Annotated in this window: 19 protein-coding genes and 3 tRNA genes; 3 read left to right on the forward strand and 19 right to left on the reverse strand. The window is 44.7% G+C overall.

The window, feature by feature from the left end; all coding sequences use genetic code 11:
- Position 1: 1 nt before the first annotated feature.
- The 10 genes from AYW76_RS00005 to thrS all read right to left on the reverse strand — a co-directional run bounded on the left by AYW76_RS00005 (position 2) and on the right by thrS (position 7,544).
- Positions 2 to 77: transfer RNA gene (locus AYW76_RS00005), tRNA-Thr, on the reverse strand.
- A gap of 39 nt (positions 78 to 116) precedes the next feature.
- Positions 117 to 192: transfer RNA gene (locus tag AYW76_RS00010), tRNA-Thr, on the reverse strand.
- Between the two features lie 13 nt (positions 193 to 205).
- Positions 206 to 282 (reverse strand) — tRNA-Pro (locus AYW76_RS00015).
- Between the two features lie 310 nt (positions 283 to 592).
- Positions 593 to 889 carry an integration host factor subunit alpha gene (locus tag AYW76_RS00025; protein WP_067036998.1) on the reverse strand — a complete coding sequence of 99 codons (297 nt, stop codon included), beginning with the start codon at positions 887 to 889 and terminating at the stop codon, positions 593 to 595.
- A gap of 5 nt (positions 890 to 894) precedes the next feature.
- A complete protein-coding gene (gene pheT / locus AYW76_RS00030; RefSeq protein WP_067214402.1) occupies positions 895 to 3,279 on the reverse strand; it encodes a phenylalanine--tRNA ligase subunit beta in 2,385 nt (794 codons plus the stop codon).
- A 16-nt stretch (positions 3,280 to 3,295) separates the two neighbouring features.
- Positions 3,296 to 4,291, reverse strand: coding sequence for a phenylalanine--tRNA ligase subunit alpha (gene pheS / locus AYW76_RS00035; RefSeq protein WP_067214404.1), 996 nt, complete (start codon positions 4,289 to 4,291; stop codon positions 3,296 to 3,298).
- Between the two features lie 111 nt (positions 4,292 to 4,402).
- A complete protein-coding gene (gene rplT / locus AYW76_RS00040; RefSeq protein WP_067036992.1) occupies positions 4,403 to 4,759 on the reverse strand; it encodes a 50S ribosomal protein L20 in 357 nt (118 codons plus the stop codon).
- A gap of 42 nt (positions 4,760 to 4,801) precedes the next feature.
- A complete protein-coding gene (gene rpmI / locus AYW76_RS00045; protein ID WP_067036991.1) occupies positions 4,802 to 4,996 on the reverse strand; it encodes a 50S ribosomal protein L35 in 195 nt (64 codons plus the stop codon).
- A 68-nt stretch (positions 4,997 to 5,064) separates the two neighbouring features.
- Positions 5,065 to 5,598 (reverse strand): translation initiation factor IF-3, encoded by a 534-nt coding sequence (gene infC / locus AYW76_RS00050; protein ID WP_067036989.1) that lies wholly within the window; start codon positions 5,596 to 5,598, stop codon positions 5,065 to 5,067.
- A 29-nt stretch (positions 5,599 to 5,627) separates the two neighbouring features.
- The gene (gene thrS, locus AYW76_RS00055) at positions 5,628 to 7,544 is read right to left on the reverse strand and encodes a threonine--tRNA ligase (protein ID WP_067214406.1); all 1,917 of its coding nucleotides are present in this window, start codon (positions 7,542 to 7,544) and stop codon (positions 5,628 to 5,630) included.
- 246 nt (positions 7,545 to 7,790) lie between these two features.
- On the opposite strand from thrS, the gene AYW76_RS00060 reads away from it, so the two are divergent.
- Both AYW76_RS00060 and AYW76_RS00065 read left to right on the forward strand, forming a co-directional pair.
- Positions 7,791 to 8,417, forward strand: coding sequence for an O-methyltransferase (locus AYW76_RS00060; RefSeq protein ID WP_067214408.1), 627 nt, complete (start codon positions 7,791 to 7,793; stop codon positions 8,415 to 8,417).
- Positions 8,418 to 8,516: 99 nt separating this feature from the next.
- Positions 8,517 to 9,284, forward strand: a complete 768-nt coding sequence (locus AYW76_RS00065) for a GIY-YIG nuclease family protein (RefSeq protein WP_067214410.1) — start codon at positions 8,517 to 8,519, stop codon at positions 9,282 to 9,284.
- A gap of 79 nt (positions 9,285 to 9,363) precedes the next feature.
- On the opposite strand, the gene AYW76_RS00070 is transcribed toward AYW76_RS00065, so the two are convergent.
- The 4 genes from AYW76_RS00070 to ppiC form a co-directional block, all read right to left on the reverse strand.
- Positions 9,364 to 10,713, reverse strand: coding sequence for a class II 3-deoxy-7-phosphoheptulonate synthase (locus AYW76_RS00070; protein WP_067214411.1), 1,350 nt, complete (start codon positions 10,711 to 10,713; stop codon positions 9,364 to 9,366).
- A gap of 52 nt (positions 10,714 to 10,765) precedes the next feature.
- Entirely contained in the window at positions 10,766 to 11,377 is a 612-nt protein-coding gene (locus AYW76_RS00075) for a helix-turn-helix domain-containing protein (RefSeq protein WP_067036979.1), read from the reverse strand.
- Positions 11,378 to 11,509: 132 nt separating this feature from the next.
- Positions 11,510 to 11,935, reverse strand: coding sequence for a TIGR01244 family sulfur transferase (locus tag AYW76_RS00080; RefSeq protein WP_067214413.1), 426 nt, complete (start codon positions 11,933 to 11,935; stop codon positions 11,510 to 11,512).
- A 19-nt stretch (positions 11,936 to 11,954) separates the two neighbouring features.
- Positions 11,955 to 12,233, reverse strand: a complete 279-nt coding sequence (gene ppiC / locus AYW76_RS00085) for a peptidylprolyl isomerase PpiC (RefSeq protein ID WP_067036975.1) — start codon at positions 12,231 to 12,233, stop codon at positions 11,955 to 11,957.
- A 91-nt stretch (positions 12,234 to 12,324) separates the two neighbouring features.
- Here ppiC and AYW76_RS00090 point away from each other — a divergent pair, with 91 nt between their 5' ends.
- Positions 12,325 to 13,122, forward strand: coding sequence for a response regulator (locus tag AYW76_RS00090; RefSeq protein ID WP_067214414.1), 798 nt, complete (start codon positions 12,325 to 12,327; stop codon positions 13,120 to 13,122).
- A gap of 27 nt (positions 13,123 to 13,149) precedes the next feature.
- On the opposite strand, the gene mutT is transcribed toward AYW76_RS00090, so the two are convergent.
- The 5 genes from mutT to ftsZ all read right to left on the reverse strand — a co-directional run bounded on the left by mutT (position 13,150) and on the right by ftsZ (position 19,880).
- Positions 13,150 to 13,533, reverse strand: a complete 384-nt coding sequence (gene mutT, locus AYW76_RS00095; RefSeq protein WP_067214416.1) for an 8-oxo-dGTP diphosphatase MutT — start codon at positions 13,531 to 13,533, stop codon at positions 13,150 to 13,152.
- Positions 13,533 to 14,753, reverse strand: coding sequence for a bifunctional glutamate N-acetyltransferase/amino-acid acetyltransferase ArgJ (argJ, locus tag AYW76_RS00100; protein WP_067214418.1), 1,221 nt, complete (start codon positions 14,751 to 14,753; stop codon positions 13,533 to 13,535). The genes mutT and argJ overlap by 1 nt, the downstream gene beginning before the upstream one ends.
- Positions 14,754 to 14,780: 27 nt before the next feature.
- The gene (secA, locus tag AYW76_RS00105) at positions 14,781 to 17,462 is read right to left on the reverse strand and encodes a preprotein translocase subunit SecA (protein WP_067214419.1); all 2,682 of its coding nucleotides are present in this window, start codon (positions 17,460 to 17,462) and stop codon (positions 14,781 to 14,783) included.
- Positions 17,463 to 17,593: 131 nt separating this feature from the next.
- Complete coding sequence (lpxC, locus tag AYW76_RS00110) at positions 17,594 to 18,508, reverse strand: UDP-3-O-acyl-N-acetylglucosamine deacetylase (protein WP_067036965.1); 915 nt, start codon at positions 18,506 to 18,508, stop codon at positions 17,594 to 17,596.
- 109 nt (positions 18,509 to 18,617) lie between these two features.
- Positions 18,618 to 19,880 (reverse strand): cell division protein FtsZ, encoded by a 1,263-nt coding sequence (ftsZ, locus tag AYW76_RS00115; protein ID WP_067215114.1) that lies wholly within the window; start codon positions 19,878 to 19,880, stop codon positions 18,618 to 18,620.
- Between the last annotated feature and the right edge of the window lie 9 nt (positions 19,881 to 19,889).

Here is a 19,889-nt window from a genome sequence, read left to right on the forward strand (position 1 = left end):
ATGGTGCCGCCACCAAGAGTCGAACTCGGGACCCCCTGATTACAAGTCAGGTGCTCTACCAACTGAGCTATAGCGGCGCTTAAATACTTAACCAAATTATCGAACCAAATCAGATGTGGTGCCGCCACCAAGAGTCGAACTCGGGACCCCCTGATTACAAGTCAGGTGCTCTACCAACTGAGCTATAGCGGCAAAAAATCGTTTCTGGTCGGGACGGCAGGATTTGAACCTGCGACCACTAACACCCCATGCTAGTGCGCTACCAGGCTGCGCTACGCCCCGAAACTAACAAGAGCGCTGCCCCTGTCAGCGGGTGCGTATATTACTATAACGAATTCAAAAGGGAAGACGTTTTTGTTTTTTTTTAATATTTTTTTTAAATCCACAAAAACGAACAGCACATGTAACTTGTTTATATATAAAGAAAAGCCTTGAATACAGTCGCTTTCGCCAACACCAGCAGCTAAAAAAACCGCCTCTACTCCATTAAAAACCACTCTAAAGCTCTATGTATATGTTTACATTGCATATTCAGCTACAAAAAAGGCCGCCATCGAATCTAATCGAAAGCGGCCTTTTTAGACTCACAATGTTACTCTTGCATGTAACTCTCAACCTTGGACTTTAACTTTTGCCCAGGTTTAAACGTAACAACAGTTCGTGCTGTGATAGGAATTTCTTCCCCAGTTTTCGGGTTGCGCCCTGGACGCTGGCTTTTTTCGCGCACTTCGAAATTACCGAAACCGGACAATTTCACCTGCTCCCTCTCTACCAGTGTTTCTCTGACCGTATCAAAGAAACTTTCCACTAGGTCTTTCGCATCTTTCTTGCTCAAGTCTAGAGAGTCTACTAAGTTTTCCGCTATATCTGCTTTCGTCAAGGACGCCATACTCTTTACCCCCGAATAACCGCTCCAAGCTTTTCAGCAAGCGCTGCAGTGACAGAATCGACTGCGCTGTTTACTTCTTCATCACTAAGAGTGTGTGATGGATGCTGCCACGTCAACCCCAAAGCAACACTTTTTTCTGACTCATCAATACCTTGGCCTTGATATACATCGAAAACAGTGACTTTCTTAAAGGCTTCACCAGCATGCTCAGCAATCACTTTCTCAAGCGCTTGGACAGGTGTTTCACGCTTTACTAACAACGCAAGATCACGACGCACTTCGGGGAATTTCGAGACACGTTGGTACTCTGGAAGCTTAGCACCCAACACGGCATCAAGATTTATCTCGAACACGTAAACAGCTTGGTTAGTACCCAGTTGCTTCGATAGCAGAGGATGCAACTCACCAATTACCCCTACACGCTCACCATTGACCAACACGTAAGCTGAACGACCAGGATGCAAGTACACTTCGTCAGCACGCTCAAACTCAGGCTTAGCCCCATGGTTCAAAGCAAACAACGCTTCAACATGTGACTTAAGATCAAAAAAGTCTACTTTTTCACTGTTGTGGTACCAGCCTTCAGGGTAGCGAGAACCGGCAATTAGGCCTGCCACTTGATGCGTTTGATCCAATTCATCAAGTTTGTTGACATCACCCACGAAACGGCTTCCTGTTTCGAAAATACGCACTCGTGATTGCTGACGGTTTTGGTTATGTAAATACACTTTAACCAAACCAGGCAATAAACTTGGACGCATTACACCCATATCACCAGAAATTGGGTTTTCAAGTGGCACAGGATCTATGTGAGGGAAAAATTGCTTACTCGCAACAGGATCAATAAAGCTGTACGTAACCGCTTCCTGGTAGCCCTGAGATACAAGCGTTGCACGCAAGGACTGAATCGGAGTTTTACTTTCAGTCGCTGCAGTAAAGTTCACCGCCGCCGTTGGCATTGATGACGGCAGATTGTCGTAACCAAAAATTCGCGCTACTTCTTCAATCAAATCCGCTTCAATTTCGATATCAAAACGATGAGACGGTGCAACCGTTACCCATTGCTCATCCGTAACGTCTGTCACATCTAGACCTAGACGTGACAGAATGTCCGTCACTAAGTCTTTATCTAACGACATCGCTAAATATTGATCTAGCTTCTTACGACGAAGTGTTACTTTATTAGCAGTCGGCAAAAACGCTTGGGCAGCGACCTCGTTGATAGGGCCTACTTCACCACCGGTAATCTCAAGGATCAATTGCGTCGCACGCTCCATTGCCTTGCTGGCTAACGTCGCATCAACACCACGCTCAAAACGGTGCGAGGAATCGGTATGCAAACCGTAAGAGCGCGCTTTACCTGCCAAAGCTAGCGGGGCGAAAAAAGCACTTTCAAGGAATATAGTTTGCGTGCCAGCATTCACACCAGAGTGCTCGCCACCCATGATACCAGCCATGGCTAACGCTTTTTGCTCATCCGCGATAACCATAGTATCTGCACGCAACGCGACTTCTTGACCATCAAGAAGAAGCAGTTTTTCGCCCTCTTCTGCCATCCGCACAACAATCGAACCGGATAGGTTATTCAAGTCAAAGGCATGCATTGGCTGACCCAGCTCAAGCATTACGTAATTAGTAATGTCTACAATTGGGTCTATTGAGCGAACACCACTACGACGCAGTTTCTCAACCATCCAAAGGGGCGTAGAAGCGGCTACGTTTACGCCCTTAATGACACGACCAAGATAGCGCGGACACCCTTCAGAAGCCTCTACACGAATCGGGAAAGTATCATCAATGCTTACTGTCTGCTCTGTAATAGCAACAGGCACCACATCTACTTTGTTAATCACCCCTACTTCACGAGCAAGACCAGCAATACTTAAACAATCGGCACGGTTTGGCGTTAAGTCGACGTCAATAATGCTATCGTTTAGGTTTAGGTACTCGCGAATATCGACGCCCACTGGTGCATCAACAGAAAGCTCTAAGATGCCATCGTTTTCTTCACTGATTTGAAGCTCGGACGCAGAACACAGCATACCGAACGATTCAACTTGGCGCAGCTTCGCTTTTTTAATCTTGAAGTCAGCACCTAGAACCGCGCCGATCTTTGCAAATGGAATTTTAATCCCCGGACGAGCATTCGGCGCACCACACACTACTTGGAATTGCTCAGTACCGTCTGAAACGGTACACACCTGTAGCTTGTCCGCATTGGGATGTGGTTCTGTCGCAACGATTTCACCAACAACAACGCCGGTGAACTCACCTGCTGCGGCTTCAACTTCGTCTACCTCTAGACCAGCCAATGTCACTTGAGCAACCAGCTCATCGGTAGTGACCTCTGGATTGACCCACTCTCTTAGCCAATTTTCACTGAATTTCATAGTTAGCCCTTGGTCCTTACTTGAATTGCGTTAGGAAACGAAGATCGTTTTCGAAGAACATGCGTAAGTCATCTACTTTGTAACGCAACATCGCGAAACGTTCGACGCCCATGCCAAAAGCAAACCCAGTGTACTTCTCTGAATCAATGCCAGACATTTCTAGCACTTTCGGATGCACCATGCCACAACCCAGCACTTCCAACCAAGACTCTTCGCCTTTACTGTTAGTGCGCATAATATCCACTTCAATCGAAGGCTCAGTGAACGGGAAGTAACTTGGACGGAAACGTACTTTAAGATCGTCTTCAAAGAACACGTTCAAGAACTGCTGCAGGATACCTTTCAAATCGGCGAAAGAAATATTCTCGTCAATCAATAAACCTTCTACCTGATGAAACATAGGCGTGTGAGTTTGATCAGAATCACTGCGGTAAACACGACCTGGACAAATAATACGAATAGGCGGTTGATTATTTTCCATGGTACGTACTTGCACAGGGGATGTGTGCGTACGCAATACCGTATTTGGGTTGAAGTAGAACGTGTCTTGCATCGCACGAGCCGGATGATGCGCTGGAATGTTTAGCGCCTCGAAGTTATGGTAATCATCTTCGATTTCAGGGCCTGACGCGACGTCAAAACCAATACCACGGAAGAATGTTTCAATTCGCTCCATAGTACGTGTAACTGGATGCAAACCACCAATTTCTTGACCTTTACCTGATAAGGTCACGTCAATGGTTTCGTTAGCAAGTTTTGCATTTAAAGCTGCTGCTGCGAGAGCCGTCTTACGCTCGTTCATTTTTGCCTGAACTTGCTCTTTTGCTTCGTTTACCATTTGTCCGAATTTTGGACGGTCTTCTGGAGCAACATTTCCCAGTTGCTTTAGAAGCGCGGTTAGAGCGCCTTTTTTACCTAGATATTGAACACGAATTTCATCTAGGCTGGCCTCATTATCAGATGCAGCTACCGCAGTTAAAGCGTCAGCAAGAATCTGGTTTAGGTTCTCCATTTCATACTCCAAAAAATAAAATAGGGGAAGAGCGTTGGCTCTTCCCCTATCAAAGACTGCTTGAGTGAGAACACAAAATGTGTTGATTCACTCTAGGCACTACGTCTGAAATTAAGCCAAGCTTGCTTTCGCTTTCTCAACGATCGCAGCAAAAACTTCTTTTTCGTATACAGCCAAGTCAGCCAGTACTTTACGGTCAATTTCAATAGCCGCTTTCTTAAGGCCAGCAATGAAGCGGCTGTAAGATAGACCATTTAGACGAGCCGCAGCGTTAATACGAGCAATCCATAGAGCACGGAATTGACGTTTACGTTGACGACGGTCACGGTAAGCATATTGACCTGCTTTAATAACCGCTTGTTTCGCTACACGAAACACACGGCTACGAGCACCGTAGTAACCTTTAGCTTGCTTTAAAATCTTTTTGTGACGGCGACGAGCCTGAACACCACGTTTTACGCGAGGCATAATATAAACCTTTTTTAACTAGTTAATGACTGAAAATATCGATTAAGCGTATGGAAGCATGCGAACGATCAATGGCTTATCGCAAGATTTAACTTGCTGCATTGTACGAAGCTGGCGCTTACGCTTAGTAGACTTTTTAGTCAAAATGTGACTAGTGAAAGACTGCTTATGTTTAAAACCGTTTGCGGTACGTTTGAAGCGCTTAAGTGCGCTACTGTTAGATTTAATTTTTGGCATGGTAAAACCACTCTCGCATTCGTTAATGTTAAATATAATAACAAGTGCTAATTACTTAGCTGCTTTTATTACTTCTTCTTTTTAGGGGCCAGCACCATAGTCAATTGACGACCTTCCATTTTCGCAGCTTGCTCTACAACACCATGCTCTTCCAAGTCTTTAGCGACTCGATGCATAAGTTGCATACCAAGCTCCTGATGGGCCATTTCACGGCCGCGGTAACGTAAAGAAACCTTAGCCTTATCCCCTCCTTCAAGGAAACGTATCAGGTTGCGGAGTTTTACCTGATAATCCCCTTCCTCCGTCCCTGGACGGAATTTCATTTCTTTTACTTGGATTTGTTTCGCATTCTTTCTTTGAGCAGCCTTAGCTTTCTTTTGCTCAAAGATATGCTTACCGTAGTCCATGACTTTGCAAACAATCGGATCTGAATCAGCAATCTGCACTAGGTCTAGCGTTGCAGCACGTGCAGCTTCTAGTGCTTCTTCAATCGAAACAACACCAATTTGATCACCATCGGCACCGATAAGGCGCACTTCGGTAGCTCGAATGTTTTCGTTGATTTGAGGGCGCTGCTTGGCGTTAGCACGTCCACGATTCATATTACCTTTTATAGCTCTATCTCCATTATTTATTTTCGACTACGGCGTGAGATTTCTGTTTGAAGCAATTCTTCAAATTCTTGAACACTCATCACACCAAGATCATCACCGGTACGAGTACGAACAGCAACTTGCTGGTTCTCGACTTCTTTATCACCGACAACGATCATGTATGGCACTCGTTGCAGAGTATGCTCGCGGATTTTAAACCCGATCTTCTCGTTTCTCAAGTCAAGTTTTGCACGGAAGCCCTTAGAATTTAGAGTTTTCTCTAAATCAGCACAATATTCTGCTTGGCGATCGGTAATATTCATTACTACCACCTGTTCTGGCGCAAGCCAAACAGGGAACGATCCTTCCGTTTCCTCGATCAAAATACCGATGAAGCGCTCTAAAGAACCAACAATTGCACGGTGAAGCATGACAGGCGTTTGGCGAGAGCCATCTTCCGATACATATTGCGCACCTAAACGTGTTGGCATTGAGAAGTCTACCTGAATCGTACCACATTGCCATACACGGCCAATAGCATCTTTCAAAGAGAACTCAATTTTCGGGCCGTAAAATGCACCTTCACCAGGCAGCTCTTCCCACTCTAATTGAGCAGAGTTAAGAGCATCTGATAATGCTTTCTCAGCCTTATCCCATACCTCATCAGAACCAACTCGCTGTTCAGGGCGCGTTGATAAACGATAAATAATTTGTTCAAAACCAAAATCTTCATACACTTCATGTAACAGTTCAATAAATTCAGACACTTCTGCCTGTATTTGATCTTCCGTTACAAAGATATGACCATCATCTTGAACAAAGTTACGCACACGCATAATGCCATGCAATGCACCAGAAGGTTCATTACGGTGACAAGAGCCAAACTCTGCCATACGAAACGGCAGGTCGCGGTAACTCTTAAGCCCTTGGTTGTACACTTGAATGTGACAAGGACAGTTCATTGGTTTTACGGCGTAGTCGCGGTTTTCTGAATGAGTAGTAAACATGTTTTCATGATACTTACCCCAATGACCAGATTTTTCCCACAATACACGGTCGACAATTTGAGGTGTTTTCACCTCGTGATAACCGTTTTCAAGCTGCTTCTGACGCATATACTGCTCAATAGTTTGATACAGCTTCCAGCCTTTAGGATGCCAGAAAACCATGCCAGGCGCTTCTTCTTGAACATGGAATAAATCCAGTTTTTTGCCTAATTTGCGATGATCACGTTTTTCAGCTTCTTCAATACGCGTCAGGTACGCTTTCAGATCTTTTTTGTCAGACCAAGCCGTACCGTATATACGCTGAAGCTGTTCATTACTGGAATCACCGCGCCAGTATGCACCGGCCAATTTCATCAATTTAAAATGACGCAACACACGAGTGTTTGGCACGTGTGGGCCACGACACATGTCCATGTACTCTTCGTGATGATATAAGCCAACTTCTTCTACAGAGTCGTCCATATCATCAATCAGCTGAACTTTGTAATCTTCACCTCGCTCAACAAATTGAGCGCGCGCCTGATCAACAGGTGTCACTTTCTTAACCACATCGTAATCTTTCTTAATCAGCTCACCGATGCGTTTCTCAATTGCAGCCATATCATCAGGAGTGAATGGACGCTCATAAGCAATATCGTAGTAAAAGCCTTCTTTGATAACAGGACCAATGGCCATTTTAGCCGTTGGAAACAACTGTTTTACAGCGTGGCCTACCAAATGGGCAAATGAGTGGCGAATAATTTCAAGGCCTTCCTCATCACGTGCCGTCACTAAACTCACATCGGAGTCTTCTGAGATAACTTCACAAGCATCAACTAAACGACCGTTGATTTTACCTGCGACGGTAGCTTTAGCTAAACCAGGACCAATATCCTCGGCCACTTGCATTAGAGTAACGGACTCAGCAAAAGAACGCTGGCTTCCATCTGGTAAAGTAATTACTGGCATTTTTTCCCCTATTTGGAGTCAGTGGTGCTCCATACGTAAGAGCACATGTAAATTTTAAGGCCATTAAACTACCACTTATTAGAGCATTTTGCGACCACTCGATAGCAGTTTCCTAGTTTCTACAAAATCCGCACCGATATTCACAAAAATCAACCTTTTTTTATGCTTTTCTACCATAGACTTTCCCTGTCAGCGCGTTAAAATAGCGCTCGTTTCACAACAACCCCTCTAGATACTTTAGGCCTTATGGATCACGAAGCAATTGACAACTACTGTGTTGAGACAACTCAACCAGAGCCAGACCTTTTGTTGGAATTAGTCGAGAAGACTTATACCGACATGGGCTACCCGAATAAACTGTCGGGTCGCACGATCGGTCGAACGTTGAAAATGCTCGCGAAAATTCATCAACCTAAAAATGCGCTAGAGATCGGGATGTTTACTGGCTACTCAGCACTCTCGATTGCTGAGGGTATGCCTGAAGATGGCAAGTTAACTTGCTGTGAAACCAACCCACGTGCAATTGAGTTTGCGCAAACGTTTTTTGATCGCAGCCCGTTCGGGAGCAAGATCACCCCCATTTTCGGCCCTGCTTTGGACACTATCCAAACTCTAGAAGGGCCTTTAGATTTTGTGTTTATCGATGCCGACAAACGCAACTATCTCAACTATTATGAGGCTGTTGTGCCGCTCGTTCGCAGCGGTGGCCTAATCATAATTGACAACTCTATTTGGCAAGGACGAGTCCTCTCCCCCATAGAGAATAGTGATATCGCAGTGGATGAAATGAATCAGCGTATCACTAAGGATCCGAGAGTGGAGAATGTCCACCTCCACGTACGAGACGGCTTAAATCTCGTTATCAAACTTTAATACTCATTAATTTTTGCAAGCACCAGACATCGTCTACTTCATAGACGAGGTTGGTTATGCTTTTGCATTTGACTGTAAGAAATTCAAGAGGCAGGGATTTTGGTTGTTTTTAAAATCACAAATAATGTCACTGGAAAGCACTATGTTGGTACATCTTTCAACAGTGGATTTCAGCGCTTTGAGCAATATGTCGAAGCCGCTAACGAAGATCTAGATTACCCACTGTATGAAGAGATCCGTACGCATGGCGTAGACGCATTTTCAGTAGAAGAGCTTTTCGAGACAAACGATAAAGAAGAGCTATACGAGCTAGAACAAGACTACATTGTGATCTACAATGCTGAGAGCCTTCGTGGTTACAAGATCGGACAGACAACCGTAAAAGGTCGCCAGTTAGATTTAGGCAAAAAAGCAATGTTTGACACTAACGGCAATTCCACTAAGGAACCCGTTAAGAAAACAGGCGGCCGCAAAGCTGCTGCAAAAAAGACCGACCTACCTAAAGTAGAGCTCCCTAAGAAAGACGAACCTAAGCCTACAGCGTCGTCATTTTTTGGTGAACTTATTGGCGAAGATCGCTTAGACACACCAGCAAACGGTGAGATCGAAGATCTAACAAAGCCTTCTACTATTAAGCGTAGCGCTGCACCAAGTACAGCAGCAAGTAGCTCTCCAAAAGGCACCACTCGCAGCTCAAGTAGCATCCAAAAAATGCTTCGTGAAGCCGAGAAACAAGCAAAAGCTGAACGTGCAGAAGAATTGCGCAAACAGCAACAAGAGCAAGCGGATGAAATGGCTCTTATCATGGCTAAACTAGACATGACAGCTAAATCAGCGACTTCTGCTTTCCGTCGCCGAAAAGGCTAACGGACCCACAGAAACATTAAAAAGCCCCTTTGCAGAGCTTCTGCAAAGGGGCTTTTTTTATTTCCAAAACAACAAGTTGTTATGCGCGTGCTTTTTTGAGCGTATCAGCAATCATAAACGCCAATTCAAGCGACTGATCCGCATTAAGGCGCGGATCACAATGCGTATGGTAACGATTCGCTAAATCTGCTTCCGTTACCTGGAAAGCACCGCCGACACACTCTGTCACATTCTGTCCAGTCATTTCAAAATGCACGCCACCAGGATAAGTCCCCTCAGATTTATGCACTTCAAAGAACTGCTGAACTTCACGCAGCACATCATCGACTTTACGTGTTTTGTAGCCAGTGCTCGCCTTGATCGTATTGCCGTGCATCGGATCACTGCTCCACACCACTTTTTTACCTTCTCGCTCAATCGCGCGAATTAAATTTGGCATGCCATCAGCCACCTTATCGGCACCCATGCGCACAATTACGTTCAAACGGCCTTCTTCATTGTTCGGATTTAGAGTGTCACACAAGCGCAACAGATCCTCTGAATCCATAGATGGGCCAGCTTTCACACCAATAGGGTTGTTTACACCACGCAAAAACTCAACATGCGCGCCGTCAATTTGGCGCGTACGATCACCAATCCATAACATGTGTGCAGAACAATCGTACCATCCACCCGTTAGACTGTCTTGGCGAGTTAAAGCCTCTTCATAAGGCAACAACAGCGCCTCATGAGACGTATAAAATGACGTTTCACGTAGTTGCGATGCACCTGCTCCAATGCCACACGCCTCCATAAACTGAAGCGCGTCATCAATCTTATCCGCTACGCTCTGGTAACGCTCACCTGCAGGACTGTTTTTGATGAAATCAAGATTCCATTTATGAACCTCATGAAGATCCGCAAACCCACCTTGAGAAAACGCACGCAACAAGTTCATTGTTGCTGAGCTCTGATTATACACCTTAATCAAACGCTCTGGATCCGGCACGCGCGCACCTTCAGTGAAGTCAATACCATTGATGATGTCACCGCGATAACTTGGCAGCTCTACACCGTCAATGTTTTCCATCCCCGCAGAACGCGGCTTGGCAAATTGCCCCGCCATTCGGCCTACTTTAACCACAGGACATTTACCAGCGTACGTCATCACTACTGCCATTTGCAGTAGCACCTTAAATGTATCTCTAATATTGTTCGCAGCAAACTCAGCAAAGCTTTCAGCACAATCACCACCCTGCAGCAAAAAGGCATTTCCTTTTCCTACTTCAGCAAGCTCCGAGCGTAATTGTCGAGCTTCGCCAGCAAACACCAACGGTGGCATTGTTGACAACGTTTGCTCTACGCCAGCCAGCGCAGCTGCATTTGGGTATTCTGGTTGCTGCAACGCTTGTTTAGTGCGCCAGCTTTGTACACTCCATGAGTTAGCCATTAAAACCTCTATTAATAATCTTTTATATTAAACGTGTATTGCACTCTACATATTATCGAGCTACAACCCACAGTATTTGCGCATCATCTTCCGACTTTGATACTACAATGTGCCCCATGGCCGCATCGTAGTACACACTATCACCCTCATTAAGGTCTACTGGCTCATAAAACTCTGAGTAAAAGACAACGCTACCTGAGAGCACCAACAAGAACTCTTCACCGTCATGACGCACCCACTCTTTAAACTCAGAAAAGCTTCGTGCACGAACAATAGTTTTAAAAGGCACCATTTTCTTGCGGCTTATGGAGAAACTTAATAGCTCATGCTCATAAGTCGCTGTCGGGTGCGGCTCCCCTTGTCCTGCCTTAGTAATATCTCGACGACCCGCAATAGAATGCTCTAAAGTCTCAACAAACAGTTGCGGCAAATCCATGCCTAAGCCACCTATTAGCTTCTGCACAATAGCAAAACTTGGCGACACTTGATCATTCTCAATCTTAGATAATGTAGATCGAGCAATACCTGTTCGCTTGCTTACTTCTTCTAGCGTCCAGCCTTTAGTTAGGCGGATTTCTTTTACTCGCTTACCAAGCTCTAACGGCTCTACAAATTGATCTGGGTCTGAAGCGGTAGCAGTTTCTAACGAGGGTCGACTTACCATCTGCAATTTCTCCTTTACGCTTCACAAGTTTACTAAAATAAACTCCGTTGACCTATACGATATTCGACCAACTTAACACTAAAATCCATAAAAAAGCCCGCAATAGAGCGGGCCTTTAAGATTCAATCGTACCTAGCGCTTCTTAAGGCGCTCCATTGCAGGCAGACATCGTCCTAAATCGAAACCTTTCTTCATAACATCCGCCACTAATGTCACAAATGACATTTCATCTTCTTGCTTAGCCAGCACCCACAAAACCGATGATCGAGTACCAGTACGACAAAATGCAAAGACTTTATCGTTTGCTTTTATCTGCTCATCCTGAACGGCTACTTCTTTACTCGACAGCTGCTTTAGATCAACTGGATTGTAGACATAACGTAAGCCCGCTTGCTCTGCAGCAACTTGAATTTCAGAACTACTAGGCTGATCCTCCACCTCACCGTCTGGACGGTTATTCACAACCACAACAAAACCTTGGGACTTTAACTCTTCAAGATCAGCAATTTCTATTTGCGGCGACACGAAGTACTGCGGTGATAATTCAGTAATATTCATGAACAACTACTTCCTTAAACTATGAGCGATAAAGTACTTTAATAAGATGAAAGCCAAACTGTGTTTTAATAGGACCCTGTACCTTCAATAGCGGCCCGCTGAAAACAGCCTTATCAAAAGGTGCCACCATATCTCCTTTGCGAAATTCACCCAAGTCGCCACCTTTTTTGCCAGATGGACATGTAGAAAACTTCTTAGCCAATTGATGGAAATCAGCACCCTGATCTAGCTTTGATTTAAGCTGTTCGGCTTCTTGTTTTGTTTTCACCAAAATATGGCAGGCACTAGCTGTTGCCATTTATAACCTCTTTATTTTCTCAATTTAGACACACATACAAAAAGCTGTGTTACATTCGTTTAGTATAACTATTTTAGCAGTAGAGGGTAGTATGGAGCTAATGCCATCTTCGGAAGAACTTTCGATTCTCTTAGTAGAACCGTCTTCCACTCAACAGAAAATCATTCGCCTAGCGCTTGAAGATGCAGGCGCGAGACACCTGTATTTTGCCGACTCGTTGAAGTCGGCAATTTACGCGATTAAGGAAAATGAACCAGATCTAATTATTTCGGCCATGTATTTACCAGATGGCACGGCAGAAACATTGATTACGCTTATCAAAAAAAATCCAGAGACAGAACACATCAACTTCATGCTCGTGTCGAGTGAGCGCAATCGCAAGCAATTAGAGACACTGCGTCAAGCAGGTGTCATTGCAATATTACCCAAGCCTTTTGAAATGAAAGACTTACAGCGCGCCATCAACGCAACACTTGATCTAAGCATGGAGCAAGAGATTGACTTAGAGCTGATTGACCCACACGAAATGCAAGTACTCTTAGTCGATGATAGCCGCTTAGCTCAAAAGCACATTACGCGTGTCTTAGAGTCTATGGGGATCGTTAACATTGATGTTGCAGCTAATGGTGCAGATGCTATAACGCTGATGAATGATGAGAGCTACGACTTAGTGATCACCGATTATAATATGCCTGAAATGGACGGGATAGAATTCACCCATACTATTCGAATGACGGAACACCTTTCACATATCCCAATTTTAATGGTTGCCTCTAATGCGGATCAACCTCAGCTAGCAAACATCACCCAAGAAGGGGTTGATGCTATATGCGACAAAGTCTTTGAGCCAGAAACATTAAGGGTCTTACTACACAATATTTTAGATTAAAAAAAACGGCCTAAGAAGGCCGTTTTTTTATACTTTAAGCAAGGCTTCGACGATCGGCACATTGGCTTCTGGAAAAGTATAAGCAGATAAATCTGAGCGATTAACCCAAGTAACTTTCTGACCTTCTTTGCCATGCGGCTCACCAGAAAACTCACTTACCAAGTAGAAGTATAACTCGACAGATTTATCAGTATAATCATGACGAATAAACTTAAACAGCTCTGATTTATCCGTTGCAATACCGCACTCTTCCATCAACTCTCGAGCTAACGCTTCTGCTGGGTCTTCACCCTCTTCAACCTTACCGCCAGGGAACTCCCAGCAACCACCTTGATGTTTATCGTCTGAGCGTAAAGCAATAAACACTTGATCTTCACGGGCGATAATACCAGCCGCAACACGAATGGCCATTAGCTACGATACTCGGCATTGATCGTAACGTACTCATGAGAGAAGTCGGTTGTCCAAACTGTATCCGCTTGATCACCCGCCCCCAGATCCACAACGATATGGATTTCTTCTGGATTCATAGCTGCTTGACCTGCATCTTCAGTATAAGCTGGCGATCGACCACCCTCACGAACAATTTCACAACCGTTAATGAAGATCGAGACTGTATCGACATTTAAGCTCTCAACGCCCGCACGACCGACTACAGCTAGAATGCGACCCCAGTTAGGATCAGATGCAAACAATGCCGTTTTCACCAATGGAGAATGTGCTATCTCAAAAGCTGTTTTAGTGGCATCAGATTGCTGCTCAGCACCTTTTACTTCAACAGTTACAAATTTAGTAGCGCCCTCGCCGTCACGCACGATCGCATGCGCAAGCTCTTGCATGACCTCAAGAAAAGCCGTCGCAAACAGCGCACCATCGCCTTGGGAAAAATCGGTAATAACAGGCATTTGAGCAGCGCCTGTTGCTACCGCAATACACGAGTCATTCGTCGACGTATCACTGTCAATGGTAATGCGATTAAAGCTCTGATCTGTCGTTTGCTTTAGCAACGACTGTAGTGCCATTTGATCAACAGCAGCATCCGTAAATATGAAGCCAAGCATCGTCGCCATATTAGGACGAATCATGCCAGCACCCTTAGATATACCACCTATCGTGATAGTTTGGCCTGCTATCTCAACTTGACGATAAGCGCCCTTTGGTAAGGTATCTGTCGTCATAATACCCAAACCGACACTAGACCAGTCTTCAGCCGTCATGCTTTTCAAAGCACTTGGCAACACACTCGTAATTTTATCGACGGGTAGCGGTTCACCAATAACACCGGTTGAAAAAGGCAGCACTTGTTCTAATGCAACCCCAGACAAGTTAGCTAGGGTCTCACAGGTGTGCAAAGCATCTTGCAATCCTGATTTACCAGTACCGGCGTTAGCATTACCTGTATTAATAACCAAATAGCGAGGCTTAGCCTTAGCAAGATGCTCACGACAGACTCGAACTGGCGCAGCACAAAATTGATTCTGAGTGAATACACCTGCCACTGCAGAACCTTCAGCCAACTCAAAAACCACTACGTCTTTTTTGTTTGCTTTTTTAACACCTGCTTCCATAGCAGCAAAACGTACACCAGAAATCGAAGGTATTACTGGAAAAGATCCTAATCCAACTGCCATTTTGGCCTCTCGCTCTAAACTGATTAACTAGACTAAACTACCGTGACATTGCTTATACTTCTTACCTGACCCACAAGGACAAGGCTCGTTACGCCCAACGCGAGGCACATCGCCTGCAGCTTCTGCAGAATCGCTCTCAACGTCAGCCAAGTTAGTTGTCACTTTGGTTTTGGCCTCTTGCTCACGACGCGCTGCTTCGATTTTCTCAGCATCTTCTGCTGATTGCACTTTAACGCGCGTCACAACTTGCAATACATCAAACTTAATTTGCTCCAATAAACCTTGGAACAACTCAAACGCTTCACGCTTATATTCTTGTTTCGGGTTTTTCTGCGCATAACCACGCAAGTGAATACCCTGACGCAACATATCCATTGTTTGCAAATGCTCTTTCCATAATGTATCAAGCACTTGAAGCAAGACTTGTTTCTCGAAGTTACGCAAGCTATCAGGACCTGCAATCTGCTCTTTAGCAGCGTAATCATCAATAAACGCCTGAAGAATTTTCTCTCGCAGCGGCTCTTCGTAAAGCTTCTTATCTTCAGCAACCCACTGCTGGATCGGCAACTCCAAACCAAACTCATTGCGAATACGATCTTCTAATCCTGCGAGATCCCATTGATCAAAGATACTCTGCGGCGGAATGTATTCATCAATTAATCCAGCCAAAACATCTTCACGCATAGAAGAAATTGCGTCGGACAGATCATCAGAAGCCATCATGTCATAACGCTGCTGATAAATAACTTGGCGCTGATCGTTCGCAACATCATCGTATTCTAATAACTGCTTACGAATATCGAAGTTACGACCTTCAACTTTGCGCTGCGCTTTTTCAATCGCGTTGGACACCATTTTGTGCTCAATCGCCTCACCTTTCTCCATGCCCAATGCTTGCATCATTTTTTTGATTCGATCGGACATAAAGATACGCATTAGATTATCTTCAAGAGACAGATAGAAACGAGATGAACCGACGTCACCTTGTCGACCCGCACGGCCTCGAAGCTGATTATCGATACGACGTGACTCATGACGCTCGGTACCAATAATATGAAGACCGCCAGCGGCTAATACCGCTTCATTACGCGCTTTCCAATCGGCTTTTAACGCCTCTTTTTGCGCATCAGTCGCATCTTCACCAAGGTCTGATAATTCAACCTGCAGATTGCCGCCCAATACAATATCAGTTCCACGACCCGCCATGTTAGTTGCGATTGTTACCGCACCAGGACGGCCAGCTTCTGCGACAATTTCCGCTTCTCTCTCATGCTGCTTGGCGTTCAATACATTATGCTTTACGCCTTGCTTCTCCAAAAAGCCTGACAGCAATTCAGAATACTCAATTGACGCCGTACCAACTAGAATAGGACGGCCTTGAGCGACGTTCTCACCAATATCTTTAACAATTGCTTCGAACTTTTCATTCGTCGTCATAAAGATTAAGTCGTTGTAATCTTTACGCTGCACCGAATTATTGGTTGGAATAACAATGACGCTCAAAGAATAGATTTGCTGAAATTCAAACGCTTCCGTATCCGCTGTACCGGTCATACCAGATAACTTACTGTATAAACGGAAATAATTCTGGAACGTTGTAGAAGCCAGTGTTTGACTTTCGGCTTGGATGGTCACACCTTCTTTCGCTTCTACCGCCTGATGAATACCTTCAGACCAACGACGACCTTGCATCGTACGCCCAGTATGTTCATCAACGATCACAACTTGACCATCTTGAATCACATAATCTACGTTCTTCTGGAAGACAATGTGTGCTCGCATACACGCATACACATGATGTAAAAGCTGCAAATTACCTGCGGCATAAAGACTATCGCCTTCTTCTAACATGCCCTGCTCAACCAACCACGACTCAACAAACTGATGGCCATTTTCGGTCAACTCGACATTTCGCTGAGCTTCATCGTAGGTGTAATGTCCGTCTTCTTCGCCCTCTTCTTCTTGCTTAACAAGCAAAGGAGCAAGTAGATTGATTTTGCGATACTGCTCAGAGCTGTCTTCTACTGCACCTGAAATAATTAATGGTGTACGTGCCTCATCAATTAAGATTGAGTCCACTTCATCGACCACAGCGAAAGACAAATCACGCTGCATACGTTCTTCCATACGGAAAACCATATTGTCGCGTAAGTAGTCGAAACCAAACTCGTTATTCGTGCCGTAGGTGATGTCAGATTGATAAGCGCTACGCTTTTCTTCACGGTCTTGGCCGGCATGAACAACGCCAACACTCATATCAAGAAACTCATAAAGAGGTCGCATCCAGTTCGCATCACGTCGCGCAAGGTAATCATTGACCGTTACAACATGAACACCTTTACCTGATAATGCATTTAGATAAACCGCTAACGTCGCGACAAGTGTTTTACCTTCACCTGTACGCATCTCCGCGATTCGACCTTCATGAAGCACCATACCACCGATCATCTGTACGTCGAAATGACGCATCCCCATGACACGATTACTGGCTTCACGAACCGTTGCAAAAGCTTCTGGCAAAAGAGAGTCTAGTGACTCACCCTTAGCCAGACGCTCCCGAAACATAGCAGACTTGGCCATCAAATCATCATCGGTCAATTGCTTATAAGCATCTTCTAACTTATTGATCTGAGAGACGACTTTTTTATAGCGCTTTACTTCACGGTCGTTTTTAGTACCGATAACTTTTTTAATGACTTTTCCGAACATTTTTCAACACAACTTAGAATTGGAATGATTTAGAGTCTACCATGGTAAATAGCGACAAAACATGGATTATCAATCCCTTATAACGAAAAAAGCCAGACATATGTCTGGCTTTTTAAAGATTCGTTCAATATCTAAGCAGTTGCTGCCGCTTCCGTAAAGGAAATAGGATTCAATGCTTCGTCTTCTTCAAATGTCACGTATTCCCATGCCTCTTGGTTTTGCAGTAGCTCTAATAACAGTTTGTTGTTCAAACCATGACCAGACTTAAACGCTTTGTATTCACCAATGACACTGTGTCCAAGTAAGTACAAATCACCAATCGCATCAAGTACTTTATGACGCACAAGCTCATCACGGTAACGAAGACCTTCATCATTCAATACACGGTATTCATCAAGCACGACCGCATTTTCCATGTTCGCACCGCGCGCTAGGTTATTGTCTTTAAAGTATTCAATATCCTTCATAAAGCCAAATGTGCGCGCACGTGAAATCTCTTTGACAAATGTCGTTGTTGAGAAATCAACCGATGTGTACTGAACTTCTTCATCAATCGCTGGGTGTTGAAAATCAATCGTGAAAGATAAGCGAAAACCATTAAAAGGTTCGAGTGATGCATACTTATCACCATCATCAACACGAATCATTTTTTTAATACGAATGAATTTCTTAGGTGCTTCCTGTTCTTCAATACCTGCAGATTGCAGCAAGAAGACAAACGGGCTTGCGCTACCGTCCATCAAAGGCACTTCACTTGAGCTAAGCTCAACGTAACAGTTATCAATACCTAAGCCAGCCATCGCAGACAATAAATGCTCGACAGTACTGACTGTCACTTCGCCGTCACGAAGCGCTGTAGCGAAATTGGTAGCGCCAACAGACTGAGCCGAACCAAGAATTTCAACAGGTGGCTCTAAATCTGTACGCACAAAAACAATACCAGTGTTAACTGGTGCTGGTTTAAGCGTTAGATATACTTTTTCGCCCGAATGTAAACCCACTCCGGTAGCGCGAATAATGTTTTTAAGGGTGCGCTGACGTACCATTATATTCCTACAATATGATGACAATTAAAATTTGCCGGAATCATACCAACAAGTGTCGTTTTATACAATTCAGAAGCACTTAGCTGCGCATTTTTTGCGCAATATTTTGCTAGTCTGCTTGGCGACGCAAAAACGCCGGAATATCCAAGTAGGACAGTTTATCTTCTGCTTTTTGAGAGCTTGACGTAGATGAAGCCGCCTCATTGAGCTTTGTTTCTGTCGGCGTAGTCACATTTGCATCTGCCGCAGGCTTAGTCGGCTCAGGCTTTGGCGGCACAACATTCACTTGCGCACGCTCTTCAGCAGCCGCTGGCTGAACCGGAGCAGATTGTGTAGCAGGCTCAGACACCGTCGTTGACATAGACACTGAAGAACCTACTGCCGACTGCATTTGAGCAGAAGATCCCTTGCCTTCTAAGCCTGTCGCCACAACAGTGACACGCATCTCTTCACCAACGCTTGGATCAATAGCACAACCAATTACAACAGTCGCATCTTCAGAAGCGTACTCTTCAATGATGTTACCTACTTCGGTAAACTCAGATAAGCCAACTTCATCGTTTGCGGTAATGTTAACCAACACGCCACGCGCACCTTTAAGGTTGATATCTTCTAACAATGGATTATGAATAGCGGCTTCTGCGGCAACACGCGCACGGTCTTCACCGGTCGCGGAACCAGACCCCATCATCGCCATACCCATTTCTTTCATCACCGTTTGTACGTCCGCAAAGTCGACGTTGATCAAACCAGGACGCATGATCAAGTCAGTAATACCTTGAACAGCGTTCAGCAATACATTGTTTGCTTCACCAAAGGCTTTCAGTAGGGAAATATTTTTTCCTAGTACTGGCAACAATCGCTCATTAGGCACCGTAATCAAAGAGTCAACGTTGTCACGTAGTTCTTTAATACCTTCCTCAGCAACCTTAGCACGACGACGACCTTCAAACGGGAATGGCTTAGTCACTACCGCAACCGTTAAAATACCAAGCTCGCGAGCCACTTTTGCAATAACCGGTGCAGCGCCCGTTCCAGTACCACCACCCATACCTGCTGTGATGAACACCATGTCAGCGCCAGTTAAAAGCTCAGTAATTTTCTCTTGATCTTCAAGAGCAGAATCACGACCAATACTTGGATTAGCACCCGCGCCCAACCCTTTCGTTACGGTTGTACCAAGCTGCAAAGTAATACCTGAATCCAAGCCAACAAGGGCTTTAGAATCAGTATTTGCACAAATAAATTCAACACCGTCTAGATTACTCTCTAGCATGTGTTTCACAGCGTTACCGCCGCCACCACCAACACCAACTACTTTGATGACAGCATTGTCTGACAAGTTTTCTTCGGCTAGATCAAATACGTTCATGGACATGGG

This window comes from Marinomonas gallaica (assembly GCF_001639745.1).
Taxonomy (GTDB): Bacteria; Pseudomonadota; Gammaproteobacteria; order Pseudomonadales; family Marinomonadaceae; genus Marinomonas; species Marinomonas gallaica.